Source organism: Pseudarthrobacter sp. SL88 (genome assembly GCF_026672455.1).
Taxonomy (GTDB): domain Bacteria; phylum Actinomycetota; class Actinomycetes; order Actinomycetales; family Micrococcaceae; genus Arthrobacter.
The window spans coordinates 1,086,802-1,110,930 of record NZ_JAPPRD010000001.1 but is presented as its reverse complement, the minus strand read 5'-3'; the positions used below and the strand labels follow the sequence as shown (position 1 = coordinate 1,110,930).

At 67.5% G+C, this 24,129-nt stretch carries 18 protein-coding genes and 1 pseudogene; 6 read left to right on the top strand and 13 right to left on the bottom strand.

All coding sequences use genetic code 11. The annotated features are described in order from the left end of the window. Positions 1 to 9 precede the first annotated feature (9 nt). On the bottom strand, positions 10 to 1,440 hold the full coding sequence (locus tag OVA06_RS05145) for a glycoside hydrolase family 3 N-terminal domain-containing protein (protein ID WP_268160641.1): 1,431 nt from the start codon (positions 1,438 to 1,440) through the stop codon (positions 10 to 12). 399 nt (positions 1,441 to 1,839) lie between these two features. Between OVA06_RS05145 and OVA06_RS05140 the strand changes: the two genes are divergently transcribed. Then, a complete protein-coding gene (locus OVA06_RS05140) occupies positions 1,840 to 2,991 on the top strand; it encodes a glutamate--cysteine ligase (RefSeq protein WP_056075210.1) in 1,152 nt (383 codons plus the stop codon). 13 nt (positions 2,992 to 3,004) lie between these two features. Here the strand turns inward: OVA06_RS05140 and tsaD are convergent. From tsaD to OVA06_RS05110, 6 genes and pseudogenes are all read right to left on the bottom strand, one after another. After that, positions 3,005 to 4,097, bottom strand: a pseudogene (gene tsaD / locus OVA06_RS05135) (tRNA (adenosine(37)-N6)-threonylcarbamoyltransferase complex transferase subunit TsaD). Beyond that, on the bottom strand, positions 4,094 to 4,585 hold the full coding sequence (gene rimI / locus OVA06_RS05130) for a ribosomal protein S18-alanine N-acetyltransferase (RefSeq protein ID WP_268160639.1): 492 nt from the start codon (positions 4,583 to 4,585) through the stop codon (positions 4,094 to 4,096). Before rimI ends, tsaD begins: the two are co-directional and overlap by 4 nt. Positions 4,586 to 4,629: 44 nt before the next feature. Then, positions 4,630 to 5,301 (bottom strand): tRNA (adenosine(37)-N6)-threonylcarbamoyltransferase complex dimerization subunit type 1 TsaB, encoded by a 672-nt coding sequence (gene tsaB / locus OVA06_RS05125; RefSeq protein WP_268156775.1) that lies wholly within the window; start codon positions 5,299 to 5,301, stop codon positions 4,630 to 4,632. Next, positions 5,301 to 5,945 carry a tRNA (adenosine(37)-N6)-threonylcarbamoyltransferase complex ATPase subunit type 1 TsaE gene (gene tsaE / locus OVA06_RS05120; protein WP_268156773.1) on the bottom strand — a complete coding sequence of 215 codons (645 nt, stop codon included), beginning with the start codon at positions 5,943 to 5,945 and terminating at the stop codon, positions 5,301 to 5,303. Before tsaE ends, tsaB begins: the two co-directional genes overlap by 1 nt. After that, positions 5,942 to 7,174: an alanine racemase gene (gene alr, locus OVA06_RS05115; RefSeq protein ID WP_268156771.1), complete on the bottom strand. Its 1,233-nt coding sequence runs from the start codon at positions 7,172 to 7,174 to the stop codon at positions 5,942 to 5,944. The genes tsaE and alr overlap by 4 nt, the downstream gene beginning before the upstream one ends. Positions 7,175 to 7,279: 105 nt before the next feature. After that, positions 7,280 to 8,371: a carbohydrate kinase family protein gene (locus OVA06_RS05110; protein ID WP_056076375.1), complete on the bottom strand. Its 1,092-nt coding sequence runs from the start codon at positions 8,369 to 8,371 to the stop codon at positions 7,280 to 7,282. A gap of 70 nt (positions 8,372 to 8,441) precedes the next feature. Here OVA06_RS05110 and OVA06_RS05105 point away from each other — a divergent pair, with 70 nt between their 5' ends. From OVA06_RS05105 to OVA06_RS05090, 4 genes are all read left to right on the top strand, one after another. Further along, entirely contained in the window at positions 8,442 to 9,839 is a 1,398-nt protein-coding gene (locus OVA06_RS05105) for a family 4 glycosyl hydrolase (protein WP_268156769.1), read from the top strand. 87 nt (positions 9,840 to 9,926) lie between these two features. After that, positions 9,927 to 11,189: a D-inositol-3-phosphate glycosyltransferase gene (mshA, locus tag OVA06_RS05100; RefSeq protein ID WP_268156767.1), complete on the top strand. Its 1,263-nt coding sequence runs from the start codon at positions 9,927 to 9,929 to the stop codon at positions 11,187 to 11,189. A 4-nt stretch (positions 11,190 to 11,193) separates the two neighbouring features. Then, positions 11,194 to 12,870, top strand: coding sequence for a formate--tetrahydrofolate ligase (locus tag OVA06_RS05095; RefSeq protein ID WP_268156765.1), 1,677 nt, complete (start codon positions 11,194 to 11,196; stop codon positions 12,868 to 12,870). 226 nt (positions 12,871 to 13,096) lie between these two features. Next, positions 13,097 to 14,056, top strand: a complete 960-nt coding sequence (locus OVA06_RS05090) for a DUF559 domain-containing protein (protein ID WP_268156763.1) — start codon at positions 13,097 to 13,099, stop codon at positions 14,054 to 14,056. Here OVA06_RS05090 and OVA06_RS05085 read toward each other — a convergent pair. Next, the gene (locus tag OVA06_RS05085; RefSeq protein WP_268156761.1) at positions 14,053 to 14,589 is read right to left on the bottom strand and encodes a DUF2306 domain-containing protein; all 537 of its coding nucleotides are present in this window, start codon (positions 14,587 to 14,589) and stop codon (positions 14,053 to 14,055) included. The two genes, OVA06_RS05090 and OVA06_RS05085, sit on opposite strands and share 4 nt — an antisense overlap. A 77-nt stretch (positions 14,590 to 14,666) precedes the next feature. On the opposite strand from OVA06_RS05085, the gene OVA06_RS05080 reads away from it, so the two are divergent. After that, entirely contained in the window at positions 14,667 to 15,281 is a 615-nt protein-coding gene (locus OVA06_RS05080; RefSeq protein WP_268156759.1) for a MerR family transcriptional regulator, read from the top strand. A gap of 87 nt (positions 15,282 to 15,368) precedes the next feature. Here the strand turns inward: OVA06_RS05080 and OVA06_RS05075 are convergent, their stop codons facing one another. From OVA06_RS05075 to glgX, 5 genes are all read right to left on the bottom strand, one after another. Beyond that, a complete protein-coding gene (locus tag OVA06_RS05075; protein ID WP_056075239.1) occupies positions 15,369 to 16,454 on the bottom strand; it encodes an inositol-3-phosphate synthase in 1,086 nt (361 codons plus the stop codon). Positions 16,455 to 16,615: 161 nt separating this feature from the next. Continuing rightward, the gene (gene mgrA / locus OVA06_RS05070; RefSeq protein WP_268156757.1) at positions 16,616 to 17,656 is read right to left on the bottom strand and encodes an L-glyceraldehyde 3-phosphate reductase; all 1,041 of its coding nucleotides are present in this window, start codon (positions 17,654 to 17,656) and stop codon (positions 16,616 to 16,618) included. A gap of 115 nt (positions 17,657 to 17,771) precedes the next feature. Continuing rightward, positions 17,772 to 19,541, bottom strand: coding sequence for a malto-oligosyltrehalose trehalohydrolase (treZ, locus tag OVA06_RS05065; protein ID WP_268156755.1), 1,770 nt, complete (start codon positions 19,539 to 19,541; stop codon positions 17,772 to 17,774). Further along, complete coding sequence (treY, locus tag OVA06_RS05060) at positions 19,538 to 21,868, bottom strand: malto-oligosyltrehalose synthase (protein ID WP_268156753.1); 2,331 nt, start codon at positions 21,866 to 21,868, stop codon at positions 19,538 to 19,540. The genes treZ and treY overlap by 4 nt, the downstream gene beginning before the upstream one ends. Continuing rightward, positions 21,865 to 24,123: a glycogen debranching protein GlgX gene (gene glgX / locus OVA06_RS05055; protein ID WP_268156751.1), complete on the bottom strand. Its 2,259-nt coding sequence runs from the start codon at positions 24,121 to 24,123 to the stop codon at positions 21,865 to 21,867. The genes treY and glgX overlap by 4 nt, the downstream gene beginning before the upstream one ends. Between the last annotated feature and the right edge of the window lie 6 nt (positions 24,124 to 24,129).

Sequence of the window (24,129 nt, the reverse complement as noted above, 5' to 3'; positions counted from 1 at the left end):
CCGGGGAGGTTAGGCGCAGCCGCTGCCGGCAGGATAGGGCCCGACGGCGGCCGGCAGCTTTCCGGGGGCCGCCGCCTTTCCGGCCAGCACGGCGGCCAGGGCATCGAAGGCGGCGTCGGTCCGGCCGTACAGTGCAATCTTGACCGGAGCGGGGGAACCCTGCAGCGGCCAGGGGGCATCCAAAGTGACGGCGATGTCGCCGCCGGCGGGCGCGCCGCCGTACCCGATGAGGCTGACCAGTGGTCCCGAGCCCACGGCCAGGCCTGCGCGGGCGGCCGCGGCCTCAAACCGTTCCTTGTCGCCCGGTCCCCCGCCGGTTACCCGGACAGCTCCGGGGACCAGCGGTCCGCTGCAGTTACCGGCCAGGATGGTGACGGCGGACCCGGAGACCTTGGCGGACAGTGCCGCGCCACTGCCCGCGGGGGCGGGCGCGGACCCCCTCCGCCCCTGCCAGATCATCATGGTGGCCACCCGGGTGGCGGCTTCGTCCAGCCGTTCCTTCGGCAGGGCACCGGAGGCCACAGCCTGGACTATTGCGGCGTGCGCCTGCGCGGCATCGGCCGGCATCAGCAGCAGGTCGGCCCCGGCGGCCAGGGCGGAAACGGCGGCGGAACCGGCCGGGTACTGCTTGGTGACGGCGCCCATGTTCAGGGCATCGGTCACCGCCACGCCCTTGAAACCGAGGCCTCGCAGCGCGGCGTAGGTCCTGGACGAGAGCGACGCCGGCACGCCGGGTTCCAGCGCGGGCACGGCGATGTGCCCGGTCATCACTATCGGCAAGCCTGAGTCGACGGCTGACTGGAAGGGCTTCCAGTCCCGGCCGCGCAACTCCTCCACGCCGGCGTTCTGGAGCGGGAGGCTAAGGTGCGAATCGGCGGTGACCGAACCGTGGCCGGGAAAGTGCTTGACAGTGGGCAGCACCCCGGCGGCCAGCATGCCCTGGGCGAATGACACGCTCTGCGTCGCCGCAGCTGCCGGGTCCCCGGACATGGACCGGGCGCCGATGGTGGGGTCTTTGGGGCCGATGGTGACATCCGCGTCCGGCGCGAAGTCCAGGTTGAAGCCCAGCGGTGCCAGCTCCCCTGCCACACCCTGCCCGGCGTCCCGCGTGAGGGCCGCGTTTCCAGCGGCACCGTAGCTCATGGGTGTTGGCCATTCGGTCAGCGGCGCTCCCAGCCTGGCCACGATCCCGCCTTCCTGGTCCACGCCGACGATGCCCGGCCACGGGTCACCGTCAGCGGTGGTCGCCCGGGAGAGCCGCTGGTTGGCCGCCGTCATGGCGGCGACGTCCACCTTTCCCTGCGGGTCGCGGGGAACGTTGTCGCCCATGATGATGCTGCCGGCCAGGTGCAAACGTTCGATGGCGGCTGCCTGCGCTTCCACCTGCTGCCCGCCGTAGAAAGGAAGCAGGACCTGGCCGGCCTTTTGCTCTGGCGCCATGGCCGCCACGGCGGCTGCTGCCGCGTCCTGGTCGCGCTGCTGGGGGCCCCAGCCCAGGGGCCGGGAACCCGGATCAGGTGACGGGGACGCCGTGGTGGGGGCCGGCGTCGTACGCGGCGCTGCCGGGGACGTGCCGGGCGACGCCGATGCGGAAGCTGACGGAGACGACGCCGGCGTTGAGGGCGCAGGAGTGGGCGGCCCTGCCGTGCACGCGGCCAGGGCAGCAACGGACAAAGCCGCGATCAGGGGAAGGGTTTTGTGGGTACTGTCACGCAGGCGTTGGAACGGGGACATCATTATGATGCTACCCCTGCGCTATAGACTTGAAACACCCGTTCGTTTGCCGGCACGTCCCGGAAGCGGCACCAGCCAGCGGCATCCCGGACAGTGAGGAAATGCGTGAAGATCGACTTCGCACCATCGAGGCAATCAACCCTTGGTGTTGAGTGGGAACTGGCGCTGGTGGACGGCCGCACCGGCGAGCTCGCGTCTGTCGCCAATGAGGTGCTCCGCGGTGTCGCCTCCCGCCATCCCGAGCTGAACGAGGATGACGAACACCCCCACATCAAGCAGGAACTGCTGCTGAACACGGTGGAACTGGTCACGGGAATCTGCGAGACCGCTGCCGAGGCGAAGGAAGACCTCAGCCGCTCCGTGGCCGCCGTCCGGGAAATCACCGATCCCATGGGCGTGGAGCTCTTCTGCGCCGGCAGCCACCCGTTCAGCCCGCCGCAGCTGCAGCCCGTGACGGACAAGGCCCGCTACGCCAAGCTCATTGACCGTACCCAGTGGTGGGGCCGGCAGATGGTCATCTACGGCGTGCACGTCCACGTGGGCCTGGACCGCCGCGAGAAGGCCCTCCCCGTGCTCGACGGACTGGTCAACTATTTCCCGCATTTCCAGGCGTTGTCCGCGTCCAGCCCGTTCTGGGGCGGCGAGGACACCGGCTACGCCTCGCACCGTGCCCTGATGTTCCAGCAGCTGCCCACCGCGGGCCTGCCGTTCCAGTTCCCGTCCTGGTCTGAATACGAGTCCTATGTCCAGGACATGTTCACCACCGGGGTGATCGACACCATCTCCGAGATCCGCTGGGACATCCGGCCGGTGCCGGCCCTGGGAACCATTGAAATGCGCATCTGCGACGGCCTGGCCACCCTGGAGGAAGTCGGCGCCATCGCGGCCCTCACCCAGTGCCTGGTGGACGAGTTCTCCACCACCCTGGACAACGGCGGCACCATTCCCACCATGCCGCCGTGGCACGTCCAGGAAAACAAGTGGCGTGCCGCCCGCTACGGCATGGATGCCATCATCATCCTGGACGCCGCCGGCAAGGAGCAGCTGGTGACGGACCACCTGATGGAAACGCTGAACCGGCTGGAGCCCGTAGCGGCGAAACTGGGCTGCCAGGATGAGCTGGCCGACGTCGAGAAGATCATCCGCCGCGGTGCCGGCTACCAGCGCCAGCGGCGCGTGGCGGAGGACAACGGCGGCAACCTGCAGGCCGTGGTCCTGGACCTGGTCAAGCAGATGCGCAACGGCCCCACCGCCTGACGTACGGGGGTGTTCAGGCCTGGAGGGAGACCGAGGTGACGGGCATCGAGGAGTCCGGTGCGAAACCGATCCCGCTGGGTTCGGCGCCCGCCATGACCAGCTGCGCCCCGAGGGCGGCCACCATGGCCCCGTTGTCCGTGCACAGGTCCAGCGGCGGAACGTGAAGCCGGATTCCGGCCGACGCGCAGCGCTGTCCCGTGAGCTCCCGCAGCCTCGAGTTTGCGGCCACGCCGCCACCCAGCAGCACGTCCTTGATCCCGTGTTCCCTGCAGGCAAGCACGGCCTTTGAGGAGATCACGTCCACCACGGCTTCCTGGAATGCGGCGGCGATGTCAGCCACCGGGATGTCTTCCCCGCGGGCTTCAAACTGTTCCACGCACCTGGCCACGGCGGTCTTCAGTCCGCTGAAGGACCAGTCGTAGCGGTGCTTGCCCGGCTCGTCCGACGTTCCCATGTACTTGGGCTGGCTGAGGCCGCGCGGGAAACGGATCGCCTTCGGGTTGCCGGTGCGGGCCTCCCTGTCGATGGCGGGACCGCCCGGATAGCCGAGTCCCAGGATGCGGGCCACCTTGTCGTAGGCCTCGCCGGCGGCGTCATCGATGGTGGAGCCCAGGAGTTCCACGTCGCTGGTGATGCTGTTGATCCGGAGGATTTCAGTGTGGCCGCCGGAGACCAGCAGGGCGCCGAGGTTCTCGGGGAGGGCCTGCTGCTTTCCGGTTGCCCGGTCATCCAGGAGCCCCACGCCCACATGGGCCACCAGGTGGTTGATGGCGTAGAGCGGCTTGCCGGTGGCTACGGCCAGTGCCTTCGCGGCGCAGACTCCGACCATCAGGGCACCGGCCAGCCCCGGGCCTGAGGTCACCGCGATGGCATCGACGTCGTCCAGGGGTGGCGCCGGCTTCCGCGAGGGCCTGTTCCAGGGTGGGTACAAAAGCATCGAGGTGCGCGCGCGAGGCGATCTCCGGGATGACGCCGCCGAACCGGACATGCTCGTCCATCGATGAGGACACCGTGTTGGCCAGGAGCGTGGTTCCCCGGACGACGCCGACGCCGGTTTCGTCGCAGGAGGATTCGATGCCCAGCACCAGCGGCTGCGTGCGGTTCATGGCCGGATTCCTTTGCTTGGGGATTCTGTTTCTGTCTCCGGCACCAGCGCCAGCCGCATGATCAGGGCATCCACGCCGTCGCGGTAGTACCGGGGGCGGATATGGATCTGTTGGAAGCCGAAACGGAGGTACAGCCGCTGGGCGCGGGGGTTGTCGGCACGCACTTCCAGCAGGACGTCCGCGGCGCGCCGCCGGCGGGCCTCGTCGATCAGTTCGGTGAGGAGCGTGCTGCCGATGCCGAGGCCCTCACGGTGGGGCACGACGGCGATCGTCTGGACATCCGCGATGGGTTCAATGCACATGAGCCCGGCATAGCCGACGATGCCGTCCGTTCCTTCGGCCACAAGGTAGCGGCGGGTTTCCGGCTGCGCCAGTTCGTCGAAGAACATCTGCACCGGCCAGGCGTCCACCGGAAACAGTTCCTGTTCGAGGGCGCTGACGGCGGGGATATCGGCCTCCGTCATGTCCCGGATGGCGACGCTTTCCATAGCGGCGGAACGGGGCTCCGGAATTCCTTCCGGCCCGGCGGCACTCACAGGGCCCTCTTCCGCGGCCCCGGGACCTGGGCGTCGGATTCCCGAAGGTACAGGGGCGTGGAGTCCAGGAGCCCCGCGCCGGAGGCCAGCCTGGCCAGGGCGAACTGCCCCAGGTACAGGGCGTCCGGCTGCTCACGGGCAAAGTCCGGGTCCGCCCGGAGTGCGTCCGCGTACAGGCCGGCGCCCGCACCGTACGCGGGCAGGTCCGGCAGGTCCGCGGCGAAGCCGACATGCGGCCCGTCTTCGAGCACCGGCAACTGACCTTCGGCCAGGCTGTAGCGGGCCCAGTAGACCTCCTTGCGGCGCGCGTCGGTGACCACCAGGAACTCGGGGGCGGCCGCCGTCGACTCGGCCACCTCCAGTGCGATTGCGTCGAGGCTCATCAGGCCGTGCAGGGGCTTGCCCCATACGAAGGCCAGGGTGCGTGCCGTGGCGATGCCGGACCGCAGCCCGGTGAACGGGCCGGGTCCCACACCCACCACCAGGGCGTCGATGTCTCCTCCAGCGAGGCCGGCGTCCGCCAGCATTCCTGCGATGCCCGGGGCCAGCACTTCGGCGTGGCTGCGGGTGTCCTCGGTGGAGAAGTTGGCAACGACGCCTTCCAGGGCATCGTCGGAGACCAGGGCTGCGCTGGCCACGGCCGAGGTGTCGATTGCGAGGATCAGCATCAGTTGGTCCCCCCGGCAACGTCCAGCTCCGGAGCGTCGGCCCAACGGGGGCCATACCCACGCATGACGATGGTGCGTGGTTCGTCCGTGTCGTCCGTATCAAAGTCCAGGCTTTCGCGTGCGCCGTCCGGTCCGGCGTTCGCGGTTTCAGTGGTCCCGTCGGCAACGGACCTGTGGCCGAAGCCTCCGCCGAGGCCGATGGCGCGGTGCAGGTCGATCTCCAGCCGGTTCTCGCTCAGGTGTTCCACCCGGTCGTGGCCCCACTCCACCACTGTCACGGACGTGTCCATGGTGTTCTCGAGGTCAATGTCGTCCACTTCGGCGGCCGAACCGAGCCGGTAGGCATCCACGTGGACGAGGTCCGGTCCGCCGGGGCGGGGCCCGTCAAGGAGATTGGGGTGGATCCGCACCAGCACGAAGGTGGGGGAAATGATGCCGGAGCGGACTCCCAGTCCCTCCCCCAGCCCCTGGGTCAGAGTGGTCTTCCCGGCACCCAGCTCGCCGGAGAGCACCACCAGGTCGCCGGCGTCCAGGATCCGGGCCAGCCCCGCGCCGAGCGCATGGGTCTGGTCCGCCGTCGTGGCCCGATAGGTTCTTTCCCAGTTCGGCTCGGCCGTGTGGCCGGGCAGGTTCGCGGCGCTCACAGGGCCCCTTCCCTGCCGGAGGCAGAAGCGTTCCCGCCGCCGGACGTGTCCTGTTCGTTGATGAAGCGGCGCGGCACGCGCGGACTGATCCGCGTGACGATCTCATAGTTGATGGTCCCGGCGGCGTGGGCCCAGTCATCAGCCGTGGGGCCGCCGTCGGCTCCGCTGCCGAAAAGCTCCGCCTCGGCGCCCAGCAGCGCGGCCCCGCGGACTCCCGGGCCGAGGTCGATGACCATCTGGTCCATGGCGATGCGGCCCACCACCGGGTAGGTGGTGCCGGCCACCCGGACCGGCCCGCCGGTGGCGACCCGCGGGATACCGTCTGCGTAGCCCAACGGGATCAGGCCCAGTGTGCTGGCGCCGGCAGTCCGGTAATGGAGTCCGTAGGAAACCCCCTGCCCTGCCGGGACGGCCTTGCACTGGGACACCTTGGTCCGCAGCGCCATGGCCGGCCGCAGGCCAAGTTCCGCGGAAGTCTGGCCGTTAAAGGGTGAAAGCCCGTAGATGCCCAGGCCCACGCGCACCAGGTCGAAGTGGGTGTCCGGCCGGGACAGGGTGGCGGGAGTGTTGGCCAGGTGCCGGACTTCGGCGTCCACCCCGGCGTCCTCGGCCACTGCGAGCGCGTCGCGGAAGGCTGCCAGCTGGTGGTCGGTTTCGGGGCGTTCGGGTTCGTCAGCGACGGCGAGGTGGGAGAAGATGCCCACCACCCGGAGCACGCCCTGGTCCTGGTACTCCATGGCTTCGCCCACCAGCGTGTCCCAGTACTCCAGGGTGGCGCCGTTGCGGCCCAGCCCGGTGTCCACCTTGAGGTGGATCCTGGCCGGGCGCTCCTGCTCGCGGGCCGCGGCAACAATCCGTTCGAGTTCCCACCCTGAACAGCCAATGTCGACGCCGGCCGCCACCGCCGCGCCGAAGTTGCTGTCCGTGGTGTGCAGCCACGCCAGCAGCGGTGCGTCGATCCCGGCAGCGCGCAGGGCGAGCGCCTCGGAGATGTGCGCCACCCCCAGCCAGGCAGCGCCGGCCTCCAGTGTGGCACGGGCAACGGGGACGGCACCGTGCCCGTAGGCGTCGGCCTTGACCACGGCCATGACCTTGGCCGGCGAGGCAGCCGCAGCGAGCCGGCGGACGTTGTGCCGGATGGCGTCAAGGTCGATCACGGCGGAACGCTCGTAGTGGGGATCGTGCACTGAAGCAGCGCTGATTTCACCGGTTGGGGCGGGGTAAGTCACGGTAGCGATTCTAGTAGGGGTGCCTTCGGCCGGATAATCGGACTCCCGGCGCTGCCGGGATGGCAGTGTTCGGGCGGCAGGGAATATTCAAGCGGCAGCGGCTGCTCAGGCGTCCGAGAGGTGGGCGATGGTGGCGGCGGCCCTCCGCTGGGCTGCCTGCGGGACGTCCTGGATGATCTCGGCCAGGAACCCGAAGCGGCGCAGCCACTGGCTCATCTGGCGTTCGGGCCGGGCGTTGGCGCGCTTCCACCAGTCGGCGATGTCTCCCCAGCCGGGAGCGGCCAGCGACCCGCCCACTTCCTGCACGGCCAGGGAGGCGCATAGGTTGGCGAACCTGAGCCTGTTGCCCAGCGGCCAGCCGGCCAGTGAGCCCACAATGAACGCGGCGTCGAAACAGTCACCTGCTCCGGTGGGGTCAAGTGCCTTGACCGGCAGGGACGGAACCCACTCCTCCTCCCCGGTTTCCGAATCGACGGCGAGCGCCCCCTGCGGGCCGAGTGTCACCACAGCCACGGGGACCCGGTCCGCGAGCGCATACAGGGCAGACCAGGCATTGTCCTTCCCGGTCAGCGCCATGGCTTCGCGCTGGTTGGGCAGGAACGCATGGAAGTACTGCAGGTTTTCCAGCCGGACCGGAGCCCACTCCCCGGTGGGGTCCCAGCCCACGTCACCGAAGAGTTTTACGCCGGCCGCGTGGGCGGCGCGTGCCCAGGGTTCCACTTCCAGGCCCACCTCCGCGATGCCGGCCAGGGTGGGCGGCGGCTCCCCGATGAGCTCGGAGGACGTGACCGGGGCGGCATGTCCATGGGTGACCATGGACCGGTCCTTCTCGACGCACAGTGACACCGTCACCGGCGAGTGCCACCCCTCCACCCGGCGGGACAGGCTCAGGTCCACCCGCTCCTGGCCGGAGAGGATCTTCCAGTTGAAGTCGCCATAGCCGTCATCTCCGAACACTGCGGCCAGGCCGGTCCGGAGCCCCAGCCGGGCCGCCGCGATGGCCTGGTTCGCCACCCCGCCGGGGCAGCTGCCCATGCCGTCGCTCCAGATTTCGGTGCCCGGTTCAGGGCCGTGCGGCAGTCCGGTGAAAATGATGTCCTGGTAGACGGTTCCGGCCAGCAGGAGATCGAACCCGGGCCCGGAGTGTTTCCGGACCGAGGCCAGCGGATCAAAAGGGCGTGCCGGCATCGCGTCCATGTCCGGCACACTACGCCCTGCCAACGACATCCGGTAGAGGAGCGCCCGGGCCCGCCCTAGACTGCTGGGTATGCGGCTTCTGATTGCCGGCGGCGGGGGTTTCCGGGTGCCGCTCATCTACCGGGCGCTGGTTTCGGGCCGCTTTGCCGGGCTGGTCACCGAACTGGTGCTGTACGACGTCGATCCCGCCCGCCTTGGAGCCGTCACCGCCGTGCTGCACAGCATGCCGGCGGGCCCCGCCCCGCGGCTGCCGATCCGTTCCACCACCGATCTGGCCCGCGCCCTGCCCGGGACGGACATGGTGTTCGCCGCGATGCGTCCGGGCGGGACCGCCGGGCGGATCGCGGACGAGAAGGTGGCCCAGGACCTGGGGCTGCTGGGGCAGGAAACCACGGGGGCGGGCGGCATCTCCTATGCGCTGCGGACCATTCCGCACATGGTCCACCTGGCGCGCCTCATGGACCGGCACTGCCCGGGGGCCCGGCTGATCAACTTCACCAACCCGGCAGGCATGGTCACCGAGGCCCTCATCCCGGTGCTGGGGAACCGGGTGGTGGGCATCTGCGACTCGGCGGGTGCCCTGGTGCAGCGCGCCGCACACGCTGCGGGAGCGGACCTGCCGGCGGGAAGGCTCGACGGCGTGGGCTACTTCGGGCTGAACCACCTGGGCTGGCTGTACCGGCTGGAGTCCGGCGGCCGCGACCTGCTGCCGGGGCTGCTCGCCGATCCCGCCGCCCTGGCGTCCTTCGAGGAGGGCCGGCTGTTCGACCAGCCGTTCCTGGCAGGGCTCGGCATGCTGCCCAACGAGTACCTGTATTACTACTACCGGCGCGACGCCGCCCGGCGTGCCATGCAGGCGATGCAGCACACGCGCGGCGAGAGCATCCACGCGCAGCAGCAGGACCTCTATCCACGCCTCGCCGGCGCCGGTACGGACGCCTTCCGGTTGTGGGATGGCGCCCGCCGGTCCCGCGAGGAGGGCTACCTGGCCGAGGCACGCCCGGAAGGCACGCAGCGGGACGAAGACGACCTCGCCGGCGGCGGCTACGAACGGGTGGCGCTCGCCGCCATGCGGGCGCTCTCCGGGGCAGGCGGGACGCAGCTGATCCTGAACACCCGCAACTCACTGAACCCGGGCGCTCAGGAACCCGCCATTCCGGGACTGCCCGCGGACGCCGTCGTCGAACTTCCCTGCATGGTGACGGCCGACGGCGCGCTGCCGCTTCCCCAGCAGGTTCCACCCGGGCCGCAGCTCCGGTTGCTGCGGCAGGTCAAGGACGTGGAACGGCTCACCGTCCGGGCAGCCACCACCGGCGACCGTGCCGCCGCCCTTGCGGCCTTCGCGCGGCATCCGCTGGTGGATTCGGAGGAACTGGCAGGCGGGCTCCTGTCCGGTTATGAGGAAGCATTCCCGGAGCTGCGGGCGCTGTGGCGTGGTAACGGGGCGGCTGCGGCCCCGGTTGGCTGAAGGAGTAGTGTTTTACCGAGTGCGCACTGAACGGGTACCCGGGGCAGGTGCGCCCGTAATACGCGCCGGCGGCCGGAAGGAGGTCCCTTGGCATTGATCCGCAGGGTGGCCTTGCTGTCACTCCACACCTCGCCCATGGAACAGCCGGGTTCCGGCGATGCCGGCGGCATGAACGTCTACATCCGTGAACTGGCCTCGGCCCTGGCCGAAGCCGGCGTTGAAGTGGAGATCTTCACGCGGGCCACGTCGGCCGGCCAGCCCGCCGTCGAACATCCGGATCCCGGCGTCTGTGTCCACAACGTCCTGGCCGGACCGCCGAAGAAGATCCCCAAGGAAGAACTGCCGGGCCTGCTGCACAGCATGGTTGAAGAGATCGAACAGATCCGCCGCCGGCAGCCGCACGGCCGCTACGACGTCATCCACTCGCACTACTGGGTGTCCGGCATCGCCGGGCTGGAACTGTCCGAACTGTGGGGTGTGCCGCTGGTGCACACCATGCACACCATGGCCAAGGTGAAGAACCTCCTGCTCGAATCCGGCGAACAGCCCGAGCCGCGGCGGCGGGAGGTGGGCGAACACCAGATCGTGGACGGGGCGGCACGCCTCATCGCCAACACCAGCTCCGAGGCCGCCGAGCTCGTGTCGCACTACGGCGCGGACTACGACCGGATAGACATCGCTCCCCCGGGCGTGGACCTGGCCACGTTCACCCCGGCCTTCCGGACCAAAGCGCGGAAGGACCACGGCGTGGATCCGGGAACGTTCCACCTCCTGTTCGCCGGCCGCATCCAGCGGCTCAAAGGCCCGCAGGTGCTGGTCAAGGCGGCCGCCCTGCTGCGGCAGCGGCGTCCGGACATCGACCTGCGGCTCACCATCTTGGGCGAGCTCAGCGGCAACAAGGAATTCAACCTCCGCAAGCTCGTGGCAGACGCGGAGATGGACGACGTCGTCACGCAGCTTCCACCGGTCACGGCGCCTGAGCTGGCGGCCTGGTTCCGCGCGGCCGACGTCGTGGTGATGCCATCCTTCAGCGAATCCTTCGGCCTGGTGGCCCTGGAAGCCCAGGCCTGCGGGACCCCGGTGGTGGCAACCCGGGTGGGCGGACTGTCCCGGGCCATCTTCCACGGCCGGACCGGGCTGCTGGTGGACGGCCACCACGCGGCCGACTGGGCGGACGCCTTTGAGGCGCTCTACGACGATCCCGCTACCCGGGTGGACATGGGCCGGGCCGCCGCCATCCGCGCCCAGAACTCCGGTTGGTCCCGCACCGCCGCCATCACGCTCGAAAGCTACCACGCCGCCGTCGACCGGCACGTGGGCCACCTTGTGCCGGCCGTTCCTGTAACCTGACGCCATGACCGGCGTTCCCAGCGACCTCGAGATAGCACGGGCAGCACGCATCAGGCCCATCGAAGACATTGCCGCTGCCGCAGGGGTGAATGCCGCAGCGCTGGAACAGTACGGGCGTTACAAAGCCAAAATCGATCCCGCCCGGCTGGACGCACCGCCGCCGCACGGCAAGCTGGTGCTGGTCTCGGCCATGTCCCCCACGCCGGCCGGCGAAGGAAAGTCCACCACCACCGTGGGGCTGGCGGACTCCCTGGCGCGGGCCGGCCACAACGTGATGATCGCCCTGCGTGAGCCCTCGCTGGGCCCGGTCCTGGGGATGAAGGGCGGTGCCACCGGCGGAGGCTACTCGCAGGTGCTGCCGATGGATGAGATCAACCTGCATTTCACCGGTGATTTCCACGCCATCACCTCCGCCAACAACGCCCTGATGGCACTGGTGGACAACCACATCTACCAGGGCAACGCCTTGAACATCGATCCGCGGCGGATGACCTTCAAGCGTGTCCTGGACATGAACGACCGGGCCCTGCGGGAAGTGGTGATCGGCCTCGGCGGGCCGGCGCAGGGCGTGCCGCGCCAGGACGGGTTCGACATCACCGTCGCTTCCGAGATCATGGCCGTATTCTGCCTCGCCACGGACCTGGCCGACCTCCGGGAACGCCTGGGCAGGATCACGTTCGGGTACACCTATGAGCGCGTCCCGGTGACAGTGGCGGACCTGGGGGTTCAGGGAGCGCTGGCCCTCCTGCTCAAGGAAGCGGTGAAACCCAACCTGGTGCAGACCATCGCCGGCACCCCGGCGCTGGTCCACGGCGGCCCGTTCGCCAACATCGCGCACGGCTGCAACTCCCTCGTCGCCACCCAGACCGCACGGCGGCTGGCGGACATCGTGGTCACGGAGGCCGGTTTCGGGGCCGACCTGGGTGCCGAAAAGTTCATGGACATCAAGGCGCGGATCGGCGGACTGGCGCCGTCCGCCGTCGTGGTGGTGGCCACCGTGCGGGCGCTGAAGATGCAGGGCGGCGTAGCCAAGGACCAGCTGACCCGGCCGGACGTGGCAGCGCTGGAGGCCGGCGTCGAGAACCTGCGCCGGCACGTCCACAACGTGGAGAAATTCGGGGTGACGCCGGTGGTGGCCATCAACAGGTTCGCCACGGATACGGCGGAGGAACTGGACTGGCTGCTGGCGTGGTGCGCCGCGGAAGGTGTTGCGGCTGCCGTGGCCGATGTGTGGGGCCGGGGCGGCGGCGGCGACGGCGGGGATGAGCTCGCCGCGCTGGTGGTGCGGGCCCTGGAGGCGCCCAACAAGTTCCGCCACCTGTACCCGCTGGAGCTCTCCGTGGAGGACAAGATCCGCACCATTGCGCAGGAGATCTACGGGGCCGACGGGGTGGACTTCTCCGTCCCCGCACTGAAACGGCTGGCTGATATTGAGCGCAACGGCTGGGGCGGGTTTCCCGTGTGCATGGCCAAGACCCAGTACTCCTTTACCGACGACGCCGCCCGGCTCGGCGCCCCCAAAGGATTCACCATCCACGTCCGCGACCTGCTGCCCAAGACCGGCGCTGGCTTCATCGTGGCGCTGACCGGCGCCGTGATGACCATGCCCGGGCTTCCCGCTGTGCCGGCCGCGCTCCGCATGGACGTGGACCCCGACGGCAACCCGGTAGGCCTTACCTAGCCCCCGGCCCCATCCCTCCCCTTTCCCCCCTCCCGACGCGCGCTCACTCGTGGCGGTCTAAATCCACACACGCGCTCACTTGTGGCGGCACAAATCCAAACGCGCGCTCACTAGTGGCGGCACAAATCCAAACGCGCGCTCAGCATCGAATTCAGCGGCCCACGAACTGGGCTGACCCCTGTGGATAACTTCCGAGGCTTGTCGGATGAATCGGTGAGAATGCAGTATGCGCAGCAGCCCTCCATTACCGGTCCACCTCGCAACCAAGCCCTTCACTGTCGAAAGTGCCGTGAGCGCCAATCTGACTCGCGATCGTCTGAGGCGTGCCGACGTCGAGCACGTCGGACGCGGCCTCTTCCGCCCGGCTTCCTGGTCTTTCGATCTAGAAGATGCGGCGCGCGCGCTGTCGGAAGCAACACCGGGAGCCTGGATATCCCACGTAACGGCGGCTCGGCTCCGCAATTCGTACCTACCGCCGTGGCTTTCGGACTCCAACGAGCTCCACCTCAGCAAACCTAAAGCCCTTCCCGGCGTTAGGAGGCAGGGCATTTGCGGCCACCGGGTCATCTCCGGGCCCGGCGAAATCGAGTTGGTGGAGGGAATTTGGCTCAGTACCCGTGCCCGGACGTGGCTGGACATGGCTCGTATTCTGCCGCTCAATGGCCTCGTGGCATTGGGAGATGAGCTGATCCGAATGCCACGTCCCGCTTTCGAGGGCAGGGCGGAGGCCTACACTTCCGTCTCCGACCTCAAAGCCTTGATCAAGCGGCATTCAAATCTTCAGGGCATCGTGCGTGCCAGGCAGGCACTCGATCTGATGCGTGTCGGCTCAGATTCGGCGCCGGAAACGTTCCTCCGCCTTGGCATCCTGGACGCCGGCCTTCCGGATCCGGAATTGCAGGTGCGCCTTCGGCAAGGAGACAGCCGTTCTCCTTCCGCGGACCTGGGGTATCGTCGGTGCCGGATCGCGATCCAGTACGACGGCGGCCATCACCTTCAAGAGTCGCAGCGCCTCAGCGATCGACGCAGAAACAAAGCCTTTGAGGCGGCAGGCTGGACAGTCCTCGTGTTCGACAAGGCTGACAATGAGGACAACTTCACTACCGCAATTAAACACATCAAGCGAGCGATAAGAGCTTCCACCATGGATCCTGCAGCCTCAGCCGGATTCGCGCGTGCTCTCTAGGGCCGCTGTGCCACGACTGCATCGCCCCTGGTGTCACCGTGGGATTCCCCGTTCCTCCAGGCCGAGGAAACGGTGATTTTCCTGTCGCCTCTGATCAGGGATGCGTAAGCTACGCCAACGGACAGCAGCACCAGAGCGGCGACGAAAAAGGCTGTACCGGGATCGGCCAGAAGAAGCAGCGGAATGCTGCGCCCCGGAACCCCCACAGCAAACCCAAAGGCAATGGCGATCCCGATGTAGCTCCCCACCATGTTGCCGCGGTGGGCCGGGATATTGCGCCGCACTGCGCTGATCAACCCGAGTGTGACGGTGACGATAGTGAAGGCAGACAGCCCGTGCAGCCAACTGAAATGGCCATCGCTGACAATGCCAAAACTGCTGAAGCACACGTAGTACATGGCTGCCACCCACAAGTAACCCATGGTCCGGTGAATCCGGTCGCGCCGCCGCCGGAGGATCTGCACCGGTCCGACAGCCAGGACGAAGAGTGCCGCAACAACGTGGCTGACAAGTAAGACGTTCCAGTGCTCCATAGTTCTAAGATAGAGGCACTATCCAGTAAAGTACATCAAGATAGTGGACCGGCTGTCCGCTACCTTACGGAGGCGCCATGCAGCTGAAGGAGCTTAGCGAAGTCACCGGAACGTCCGCGGCAAGCATCAAGTACTACCTGCGCGAAGGACTCCTGCCGCCCGGCAAGTCCGTTCACGCCACGCGCGCCAGCTACACCACGGACCACGTCAAACGTTTGGAATTGATCCGCTCACTGCGTCAGATCGTGGGCCTGAATATCGAACAGATCCGCAGCATCGTGAAAATGGCGGACGACGGCGTTCCGCGCCTGTCGCTGCTGGCGCACGTCCAGCGCGTGGTCCTCAACCTCGAACCTGCTGCGGGCGACGTTGAGCGCACGGCGGCGGCAGACGCCGTCGTACGCATGCGAAGCTGGCCCGATGTGCCCAGCGATGCAAGGGATGCACTGGACCGGCACGTTGCGGCCATGCAGGACCTCGGCATCACCCTGCCGCTTGAGCTCCTTGACCGGTACAGCAGCGCAGTTGACGCGATCGCCGGCCTGGACCTGGAACTGACCACGGCGGGTGAAGACGTCAATGACGTCATCCTGACTGCCGCCGTCGGGATGCACATGCATTCCCAACTCATGCTCAAGCTCCTCGCCGTTGCCCAGGCGAGCCATGCCATCCGCACCCTTGAAGGTGGCTGACGGCCCCTTAAACGCGGGTTGCCCTACCACTTGGAGTTCCTAACAGGGTTTTGGGAACTCCAAGTGATAGGGCAACGCCGGGGGGGGTTAGCGCTCCAGGTCGCCGCGGATGAAGGCCTCGACCTTTTCACGGGCGAGGTCGTCGTTGAACTGCTCCGGCGGGGACTTCATGAAGTAGCTGGAGGCGGAGAGCAGCGGGCCGCCGATGCCACGGTCCAGGCCGATCTTGGCGGCGCGGATGGCATCGATGATCACACCGGCGGAGTTGGGCGAGTCCCAGACTTCCAGCTTGTACTCCAGCGACACGGGGGCATCACCGAAGTTGCGGCCTTCCAGGCGGACGAAGGCCCACTTGCGGTCATCGAGCCACTGGACGTAGTCGGACGGGCCAATGTGGACGTCCTTGGCGGCGAGCTCGGCCTCGACGTTGGAGGTGACTGCCTGGGTCTTGGAGATCTTCTTGGACTCAAGGCGGTCGCGTTCCAGCATGTTCTTGAAGTCCATGTTGCCGCCGACGTTCAGCTGGTACGTGCGGTCCAGGGTGACGCCGCGGTCCTCGAACAGCTTGGCCATGACGCGGTGCGTGATGGTGGCACCGATCTGGCTCTTGATGTCGTCGCCCACGATCGGAACACCGGCGGCGGTGAACTTGTCCGCCCAGGCCTTGGTGCCGGCAATGAACACCGGAAGCGCGTTGACGAAGGCAACGCCGGCGTCGATGGCGGCCTGGGCGTAGAACTCAGCAGCCGCCTGGGAGCCGACGGGCAGGTAGCAGACCATGACGTCAACATCGGCGTCCTTGAGGGCCTGAACCACGTCAACGGGCTCTTCGGTGGATTCCTCAATGGTCTCGAGGTAGTACTTGCCGAGGCCGTCCAGGGTGTGGCCGCGCTGGACGGTTACGCCGGTGGGTGGGACGTCGGCAATCTTGATGGTGTTGTTTTCGCTGGCGAGGATGGCATCGGCGAGGTCGTTGCCCACCTTCTTGCCGTCGACGTCGAACGCGGCCACGAACTGGACATCGCCCACGTGGTACTGGCCGAACTCAACGTGCATGAGGCCCGGGATGGTCGCCGTGGCGTCGGCGTCCTTGTAGTACTGGACGCCCTGCACCAGCGACGCGGCGCAGTTGCCTACGCCGACGATTGCGACACGGATCGGATGTGAAGACACGGAACTCCTTAGGACAAACGTCAGCCGGCCTGATAATGCGTCGGGGAAATTGCGACGGCGGCCGGCTGGGACAGCGCCGCGCGGCGCTTATTCATAGTACCCAACACAGCGGGACCGGCTCTTGTTCCACCGGTCCCGCTGCGTAAGAAAGGGGGTTTTCGTCAGACGGCCTGCTTCCACAGGTTGATGTCCGATTCGACCGCGAATTCATCAATGGCGGTCAGTTCGTCAGCGCTGAATCCGAGGTTGTTGATGGCGGAGAGCGTGTCCTCGAGCTGGCGGACACTGGAGGCCCCCACCAGGGCTGATGTCACCGGGGAGCCCTTGGGCTGGTCCCGGAGGATCCAGCCGATGGCCATCTGCGCGAGCGTCTGGCCGCGGCCTTCGGCGATGGCTTTCAGGCCGCGGATACGGTCGAGCTTCTCATCCGTGATGGCGTCCTCGGACAGGAACCTGGCCTTGGCTGCGCGGGAATCGTCCGGGATGCCGTTGAGGTAGCGGTCGGTGAGCATGCCCTGTGCCAGCGGTGAGAAGGCGATGGACCCTGCCCCCACCTGGTCGAGCGCCTCGTAGAGGTTGGGGCTGCCGTTCTCGGTCCAGCGGTTGAACATGGAGTAGCTGGGCTGGTGGATGAGCAGCGGCGTGCCGAGCTCCTTCAGGATGCGGGCGGCTTCGATGGTCTGCTCCGGAGTGTAGGAGGAGATGCCCGCGTACAGAGCCTTTCCCGAGCGGACGGCGTAGTCCAGGGCGCCCATGGTTTCTTCCAGCGGCGTTTCCGGGTCCGGCCGGTGGCTGTAGAAGATGTCCACGTAGTCCAGGCCCATACGCTCGAGCGACTGGTCCAGGCTGGAAAGCAGGTACTTCCGTGAGCCCCACTCTCCGTAGGGGCCCGGCCACATGTAGTAGCCGGCTTTGGTGGAGATGACCAGCTCATCGCGGTACGGCTTGAAGTCGTCCTTGAGGTGCCGGCCGAAGTTGGTCTCGGCGGATCCGTCCGGCGGGCCGTAGTTGTTGGCGAGGTCGAAGTGGTTCACACCAAGATCGAACGCGCGGCGCAGGATGGCGCGCTGTTCGTCGAAACGCTTGTCGTCGCCGAAGTTGTGCCACAGGCCCAGCGAGATGGCCGGGAGCTTCAGGCCGCTGCGGCCTACCCGGCGGTAGGGCATGGATTCGTAGCGGTCTTCCGCCGCGGAATAAGTCATGGGTTCCATCCTGCCAGCTGTGACCGGCGCAACAGGCAGGACCGCAAAAGTTACGCCGCGGGCTGACAATGCCAGCCCGCGGCGCAACCCGCGCACGCGGCAAGGAACGTAATCGTCAGGACTTGACGATGGCGGCGCTCCACGGAGCCAGGGCGAGGGCGTCGCCATCCTGGCTTGTCCCGTCGTCGGTGGAGAGCAGGAGGGACCCGCTGACGGCGTCCAGCCGGACTTTAGCGTCGGTGAAGTTCACCAGCACCTCCACGCTGCCGCGGCGGAACCGCAGCCACCCGGAGTCGTCGTCGAACGCCACCTCGGTCTCGCCGAAGCCGAGTCCGGTCAGTTCCGGATGACTGCGCCGCAGTGCAGTCAGCGATTTGTAGAGTTCCAGCAGCCGGGCGTGGTCACCCGTGCCGGCTTCGTCCCAGTCCAGCTTGGACCGGCGGAAGGTTTCCGGGTCCTGGGGATCGGGCACGACGGCGGGATCCCACCCCATGCGCTCAAATTCCTTGATGCGCCCTTCCGCGGTGGCCTTACCGAGCTCGGGTTCCGGGTGGGACGTGAAGAACTGCCACGGAGTGGTTGCCCCATATTCCTCCCCCATGAACAGCATCGGCGTGAACGGCGAGGTCAGCGTGAGCACCGCCGCCACGGCAAGTTGCCCGTAGGACAGTGACTGCGACAGCCTGTCCCCTATGGCCCGGTTGCCGATCTGGTCGTGGTTCTGGTTGCAGACCACCAGCGCCGCCGGGGTCACCAGCGAGGCGTTGATCGGCCTGCCGTGGTGCCGGCCGCGGAAGCTGGAGTAGCTGCCGTCGTGCAGGAAACCGTCCTTGAGGACCTTGGCCAGCACGGCCAGGGACTCGAAATCGGAGTAGTACCCCGTGGTTTCGCCGCTGACGTTGACGTGGACGGCGTGGTGGAAGTCGTCGCTCCACTGCCCCTCCAGGCCGTACCCGTTGGCGTCCCGCGGGTAGACCAGGCGGGGGTTGTTCAGGTCGGACTCCGCAATCAGCGTCTTCGGGAGCCCGGTTTCGGCCGAGACAGCGTCACCCAGGGCACCGAATTCCTCAAGGATGTGCACCGCCCGCTCGTCGCGCAGGGCGTGCACGGCGTCGAGCCGCAGCCCGTCCACGTGGTAGTCCCGGAGCCACAGCGCGAGGTTGTCCAGGATGTACTCCCGGACCACGTCCGAGCCGGGTCCGTCGAGGTTGACGGAGTCGCCCCAGGTGTTGGCGTCGCCCTGCTTCAGGTACGGGCCAAACTTGGGCAGGTAGTTGCCGCTGGGGCCGAGGTGGTTGTACACCACGTCCTGGATGACGCCGAGCCCGGCAGCATGCGCTGCGTCCACGAACCGCTGGTAAGCGGCTGGCCCGCCGTAGCCCTCATGCACGGCGTACCACTGCACGCCGTCGTAGCCCCAGTTGTGAGTGCCGTTGAACCCGTTGACGGGCAGCAGCTCCACGAAGTCGACGCCCAGGTCAGCGAGGTAGCCGAGCTTTCCGGCGGCGGCGTCCAGGGTTCCCTCCGGGGTGAAAGTGCCCACGTGGAGTTCGTAGATCACCGAGCCCGTGAGGTCCCTGCCCTTCCAGCCGGAATCCTGCCACGCGTACGCGGCGGGATCGAAGGTCCGGGACAGTTCGTGGACTCCTGCGGGCACCCTCCGGGACCGGGGGTCGGGCAGCGGATGGCTGTCGCCGTCGAGCTTGTAGCCGTAGTCCACTTCACCGTCGGCCGGCGCGTCCGGCGCGGTCCACCAGCCCTCCGTGCCGGGCGCGGTGTCCTTCTTCACCATGGGGTACTCCCGACCGCCGGCCACGAGGGTCACGGAAGAGGCGTCGGGTGCCCAGACGTCGAAGCGTTCGGGTCCTTGATTGACCAGGGTCATGCGTTTCCTCCATCCACAGGGACCAGCAGGGCCACCGGGTAGGTACCCAGCACGTCAGCCACCAATACGCTGCCCGCACCAAATTCGGCGCCCGTCAGTTCGTCACGCATAGGAGCGGGAAGTTCGACGACGGTATCGCGCCAGCCGCCACCGGCTGCCAGGCCCGCAGGCAGCCGCGTTGCCAGGGTCACCGCCCCGGGCGTGCCGTCGGCCGCGCCGCGGGAGAACCCGAGCAGGTGTCCGGCTGCAGCACCGGATGCCGTCACCGGGACGTAGCCCTCGAAGAGCTCCGGCCGGTCCCGCTTGAGGCGGAGCGCCCGCGTGGTGGCCAGGAGTTTACTGGCTTCAGTACCCGATTCGGGCAGGGTGCCGGCGTCGATCTTGGCCAGCTCGGCTTCCCGGAGCGCGAAGTCCACCGGTCGGCGGTTGTCGGGATCGGTGAGGGACCGTTCCCAGAATTCGCTGCCCTGGTAGACGTCCGGAACGCCGGGCATGGTCAGCTGGACCAGCTTGGCGGAAACGGAGTTGGACGCTGCGAAGGCATCAATGCGTGCCACGAAGTCCTCCACCACCCTGGCGACGCCGGCGTCGTCGAACACAGCATCCACGGCGGCCTTCACCCGGGACTCGAAGTCCTCGTCCGGGTCAGTCCATTTCGTGGAGTTTCCGGCCTCGCGGGCAGCCTTCTCGGCGTAGCCCTGCAGGCGTTCCCGGCTGGCAGGCCAGGCGCCAACGATAGCCTGCCACAGCAGGTTCTCGTAGGGGCCGTCCGGGATGGGAGCCAGTTTCCGGAGGGTGTCCAGCGTGGCGGCCCACTCCCCCGGCAGTTCGGCGATCACGGAGATCCGTGCCCGGGCGTCCTCGCTGCGCTTGGTGTCGTGCGTGGACATGGTGGTCATGGACAGCGGCAACTCGTCCTGCCGCCGGCGCATCCGGTGATGGAACTCCTCCGGGGACACGGCGAACTCGGTGGGTTCTGCGCCCACCTCGGTCAGCGTGCCCAGGCGGGTGTAGCGGTAAAACGCGGTGTCTTCCACCCCCTTGGCCATGACCATCCCGGAGGTCTGCTGGAACCTGACGGCGATGGGGTTGGCTGGGTCCAGCAGCAGCGGGAGGAGCGTCCCGACTGCAACGGCGAGGTCCGGACGGTGTTCGGCGGCAGATTCGCAGGCTTCCTTGAGAACCTCGGCCCCGGTGGGCAGGTAGCTCCGGTACACCGGGAACGAGGCGATGACCTCGGCCAGGGCGTCAGCGGCTTCCTCCAGCGCCAAGCCATGGGATTCCGGGACCAGCCGGGCCAGCCGCAGCACCTCGGAGCGGAGGATGCCGTCGGCGATCATCCGCTTGGTGCCGCGGATCATCTCTGCATAGTCGGCGGCCTCGGGAGTGCCACGCAACGCGGCGTCCAGCGTGTTCAGTGACTCTTCTCCGGCAGGATCCACGAACACCCGGTCCACATCGGCGAGCGCGTCATAACCGGTGGTGCCCTCACAGGCGAAGTCCCCCGGCAGCACCTCGCCGGGTTCCAGGATTTTCTCCACCAGGACGTAGGCGCCGCCGGTGAGTTCCTTCAGCCACCGCAGGTAGCCTGCGGGGTCCGCCAAACCGTCCGGGTGGTCGACGCGCAGGCCGTCCACCAGGCCCTCGGTGAACCAGCGGCCAACCTCGGCGTGGGCTTCTTCGAAGACGGCGGGAGTTTCCACCCGGATGCCGGCCAGCGTGGTTACCGCGAAGAAGCGGCGGTAGTTGAGCTCGGCGTCGGCGCGGCGCCAGTCCATCAGCTGGTAGTGCTGGCGGCTGTGCACCTCCTGCGGGGAGTCCCCTTCGGAGTACGTCCCGTCGGCGAGCGGGAACCGGTGGTCGTAGTACCGGAGTTCCCCGTCCTTGATCTCCAGCTTGTCCAGGTCCGCGTCGGAGCCCAGCATCGGGAGACGGACTTTGCCGCCGCCGAGGTCCCAATCGACGTCGAATGCTTCCGCGTAGCGTGAACCGCGGCCCTCCTTCAGCAGTGACCACCACCAGGGGTTCTGCGCCGGGGTGGCAACGCCCACGTGGTTGGGCACAATGTCCACCAGGACGCCCATGCCGTGCTCACGGGCGGCGCGGGAAAGAGCCAGCAACCCCTCCGGGCCGCCGCGCTCGGGGTCAACGGCGGAGGGATCGGTCACGTCGTAGCCGTGGTCCGAACCCTGTTCCGCTGTGAGGATGGGCGACAGGTAGACCCAGTCCACTCCGAGCGACTTCAGGTAAGGGACCTTATCGGCGGCATCGAACAGCGTGAAGCTGCTGCGGATCTGCAGCCGGTAAGTGGAGGCAGGCGTTCTCATGCCTGGGCTTCCTTATCGGCGCCCGTTGCCTTTGCCTCGCTCGCTTCGGCAGCCTTGGTCTGGGCTTCCACCATCTCCTCCTGGGCTTCCTCATGCTCGGCCATGGAGGCAAGGGAAGCGGCCGCGGACGTGTCCACCTCTGCCTCGGGACCGGAATACGCACGCAATACCACCGTGGACTTGGCGTCCAGCGTCAGTGTCGCCCCTGCCTTGAGGGGTTCGTAGGCATCGGCCTGGGCCGCGGTGTCGATCAGGACCTCCCAGTACTGCGAGTACTCGTCGGAGGGCAGGTGGAAGTCCACCTCGTCGTCGTGGGCGTTGAACGCCATCAGGAAGCTGTCGTCAGTGATGCGGCGGCCCCGGGAGTCCTGCTCCTGGATTCCGTCGCCGTTGTAGAAGACACCGATGGTCCGGCCGAAGCCGCTGCCCCAGTCCTCGGGCAGCATTTCGGTGCCATCGGTCTTCAGCCAGACGATGTCCGGCAGCTTCTCGCCCTCGCCGCGGCGGACGGGGCGGCCGTCGAAGAAGCGGCTGCGCCGGAAGGTGGGGTGGTCGCGCCGGAGCTTGGACACGAAGGCCGTGAACTCCACCAGGGGCTGGTCCATGGCTTCCCAGTGGATCCAGCTGAGCTCGGAGTCCTGGCAGTAGGTGTTGTTGTTGCCTTGCTGCGTGCGGCCCAGTTCGTCGCCGTGCAGGACCATCGGCACGCCCTGGGAGAGCAGCAGGGTGGCGATGAAGTTCCGCTGCTGGCGGGCGCGCAGGGTCAGCACCTTCTCGTCGTCGGTGTCGCCCTCCTCGCCGCAGTTCCAGGAGCGGTTGTGCGATTCGCCGTCGTTGTTGCCTTCGCCGTTGGCCTCGTTGTGCTTCTCGTTGTAGGAGACGAGGTCCCGCATGGTGAAGCCGTCGTGGGCCGTGACGAAGTTGATGGACGCGACGGGCCGCCGGGCCGAGCTTTCGTAGAGATCGGCGGAGCCGGTGAGGCGGGAAGCGAATTCCCCCAGCGTGGCGGGTTCGCCGCGCCAGAAGTCACGGACGGTGTCGCGGTACTTTCCGTTCCATTCCGTCCACTGCGGCGGGAAGTTGCCCACCTGGTAGCCGCCGGGGCCAACGTCCCAGGGCTCGGCGATCAGCTTGACCTGGGAAACGATGGGGTCCTGCTGGATGAGTTCGAAGAACGTGGAGAGCTTGTCCACATCGTAGAACTCGCGGGCCAGGGTGGAGGCAAGGTCGAAGCGGAAGCCGTCAACGTGCATTTCCGTGACCCAGTAGCGAAGGGAATCCATCAGCAGCTGCAGGGAGTGCGGGTGGCGGACGTTGAGCGAGTTGCCCGTGCCGGTGTAGTCCATGTAGTGCTTGAGGTCGTTGTCCACCAGCCGGTAGTAGGCCTGGTTGTCGATGCCCTTGAAGGACAGCGTGGGGCCCAGGTGGTTGCCCTCGGCCGTGTGGTTGTACACCACGTCGAGGATGACCTCGATGCCCGCCCGGTGCAGGTCGCGGACCATGGCTTTGAATTCCTGGACCTGGTGTCCCACGTCGCCGGTGGAGCTGTAGGTGTTCTGGGGCGCGAAGAAGCCGATGGTGTTGTAGCCCCAGTAGTTGTTGAGGCCCTTCTCCTGCAGGGTGCCGTCGTTGACGAACTGGTGCACCGGCATGAGCTCGATGGCCGTAACGCCGAGCTTCTTGAGGTGCTCGATGACGGCGGGGTGGGCCACGCCTGCGTAGGTGCCACGCTGCTCTTCGGGGATCTCCGGGTGCAGCTCGGTGAGGCCCTTGACGTGCGCCTCATAGATGACTGACTGGTGGTACGGGACGCGGAGCTGCCGGTCGCCGTCCCATTCGAAGAACGGGTTGATGACCACACCGTGCATCGTGTGGGCGGCCGAGTCGGCGTCGTTGCGTGAATCCGGGTCACCGAACTCGTAGGAGAAGAGGGCCGGGTCCCAATCGATCTCGCCCTGGATCGCTTTCGCGTAGGGGTCCATCAGGAGCTTGTTCGGGTTGAAACGGCTGCCGTTGGCGGGCTCGTACGGTCCGTGGACGCGGTAGCCGTATTTCTGGCCGGGCTGGATGTGCGGCAGGTAGCAGTGCCAGACGTAGCCGTCCACTTCGGTCAGTTCGATCCGCGTTTCGGTCAGGTCATCAGCCAGGAGGCAGAGTTCCACCCGTTCGGCCTGTTCGCTGAACAGTGCGAAATTGGTGCCGGTGCCGTCAAAGGTTGCTCCCAGCGGGTAGGCAGTTCCAGGCCAGACTTCCATCGTGCT

Coding starts and splice junctions, on each gene's coding strand:
- OVA06_RS05145 (WP_268160641.1), bottom strand. CDS start 1,440: ATGGCGCCAGAGCAAAAGGCCGGCCAGGTCCTGCTTCCTTTCTACGGC.
- rimI (WP_268160639.1), bottom strand. CDS start 4,585: ATGGAAAGCGTCGCCATCCGGGACATGACGGAGGCCGATATCCCCGCC.
- tsaB (WP_268156775.1), bottom strand. CDS start 5,301: ATGCTGATCCTCGCAATCGACACCTCGGCCGTGGCCAGCGCAGCCCTG.
- OVA06_RS05110 (WP_056076375.1), bottom strand. CDS start 8,371: ATGGACGCGATGCCGGCACGCCCTTTTGATCCGCTGGCCTCGGTCCGG.
- OVA06_RS05105 (WP_268156769.1), top strand. CDS start 8,442: ATGCGGCTTCTGATTGCCGGCGGCGGGGGTTTCCGGGTGCCGCTCATC.
- OVA06_RS05095 (WP_268156765.1), top strand. CDS start 11,194: ATGACCGGCGTTCCCAGCGACCTCGAGATAGCACGGGCAGCACGCATC.
- OVA06_RS05090 (WP_268156763.1), top strand. CDS start 13,097: ATGCGCAGCAGCCCTCCATTACCGGTCCACCTCGCAACCAAGCCCTTC.
- OVA06_RS05085 (WP_268156761.1), bottom strand. CDS start 14,589: ATGGAGCACTGGAACGTCTTACTTGTCAGCCACGTTGTTGCGGCACTC.
- OVA06_RS05080 (WP_268156759.1), top strand. CDS start 14,667: ATGCAGCTGAAGGAGCTTAGCGAAGTCACCGGAACGTCCGCGGCAAGC.
- mgrA (WP_268156757.1), bottom strand. CDS start 17,656: ATGACTTATTCCGCGGCGGAAGACCGCTACGAATCCATGCCCTACCGC.
- treZ (WP_268156755.1), bottom strand. CDS start 19,541: ATGACCCTGGTCAATCAAGGACCCGAACGCTTCGACGTCTGGGCACCC.
- treY (WP_268156753.1), bottom strand. CDS start 21,868: ATGAGAACGCCTGCCTCCACTTACCGGCTGCAGATCCGCAGCAGCTTC.
- glgX (WP_268156751.1), bottom strand. CDS start 24,123: ATGGAAGTCTGGCCTGGAACTGCCTACCCGCTGGGAGCAACCTTTGAC.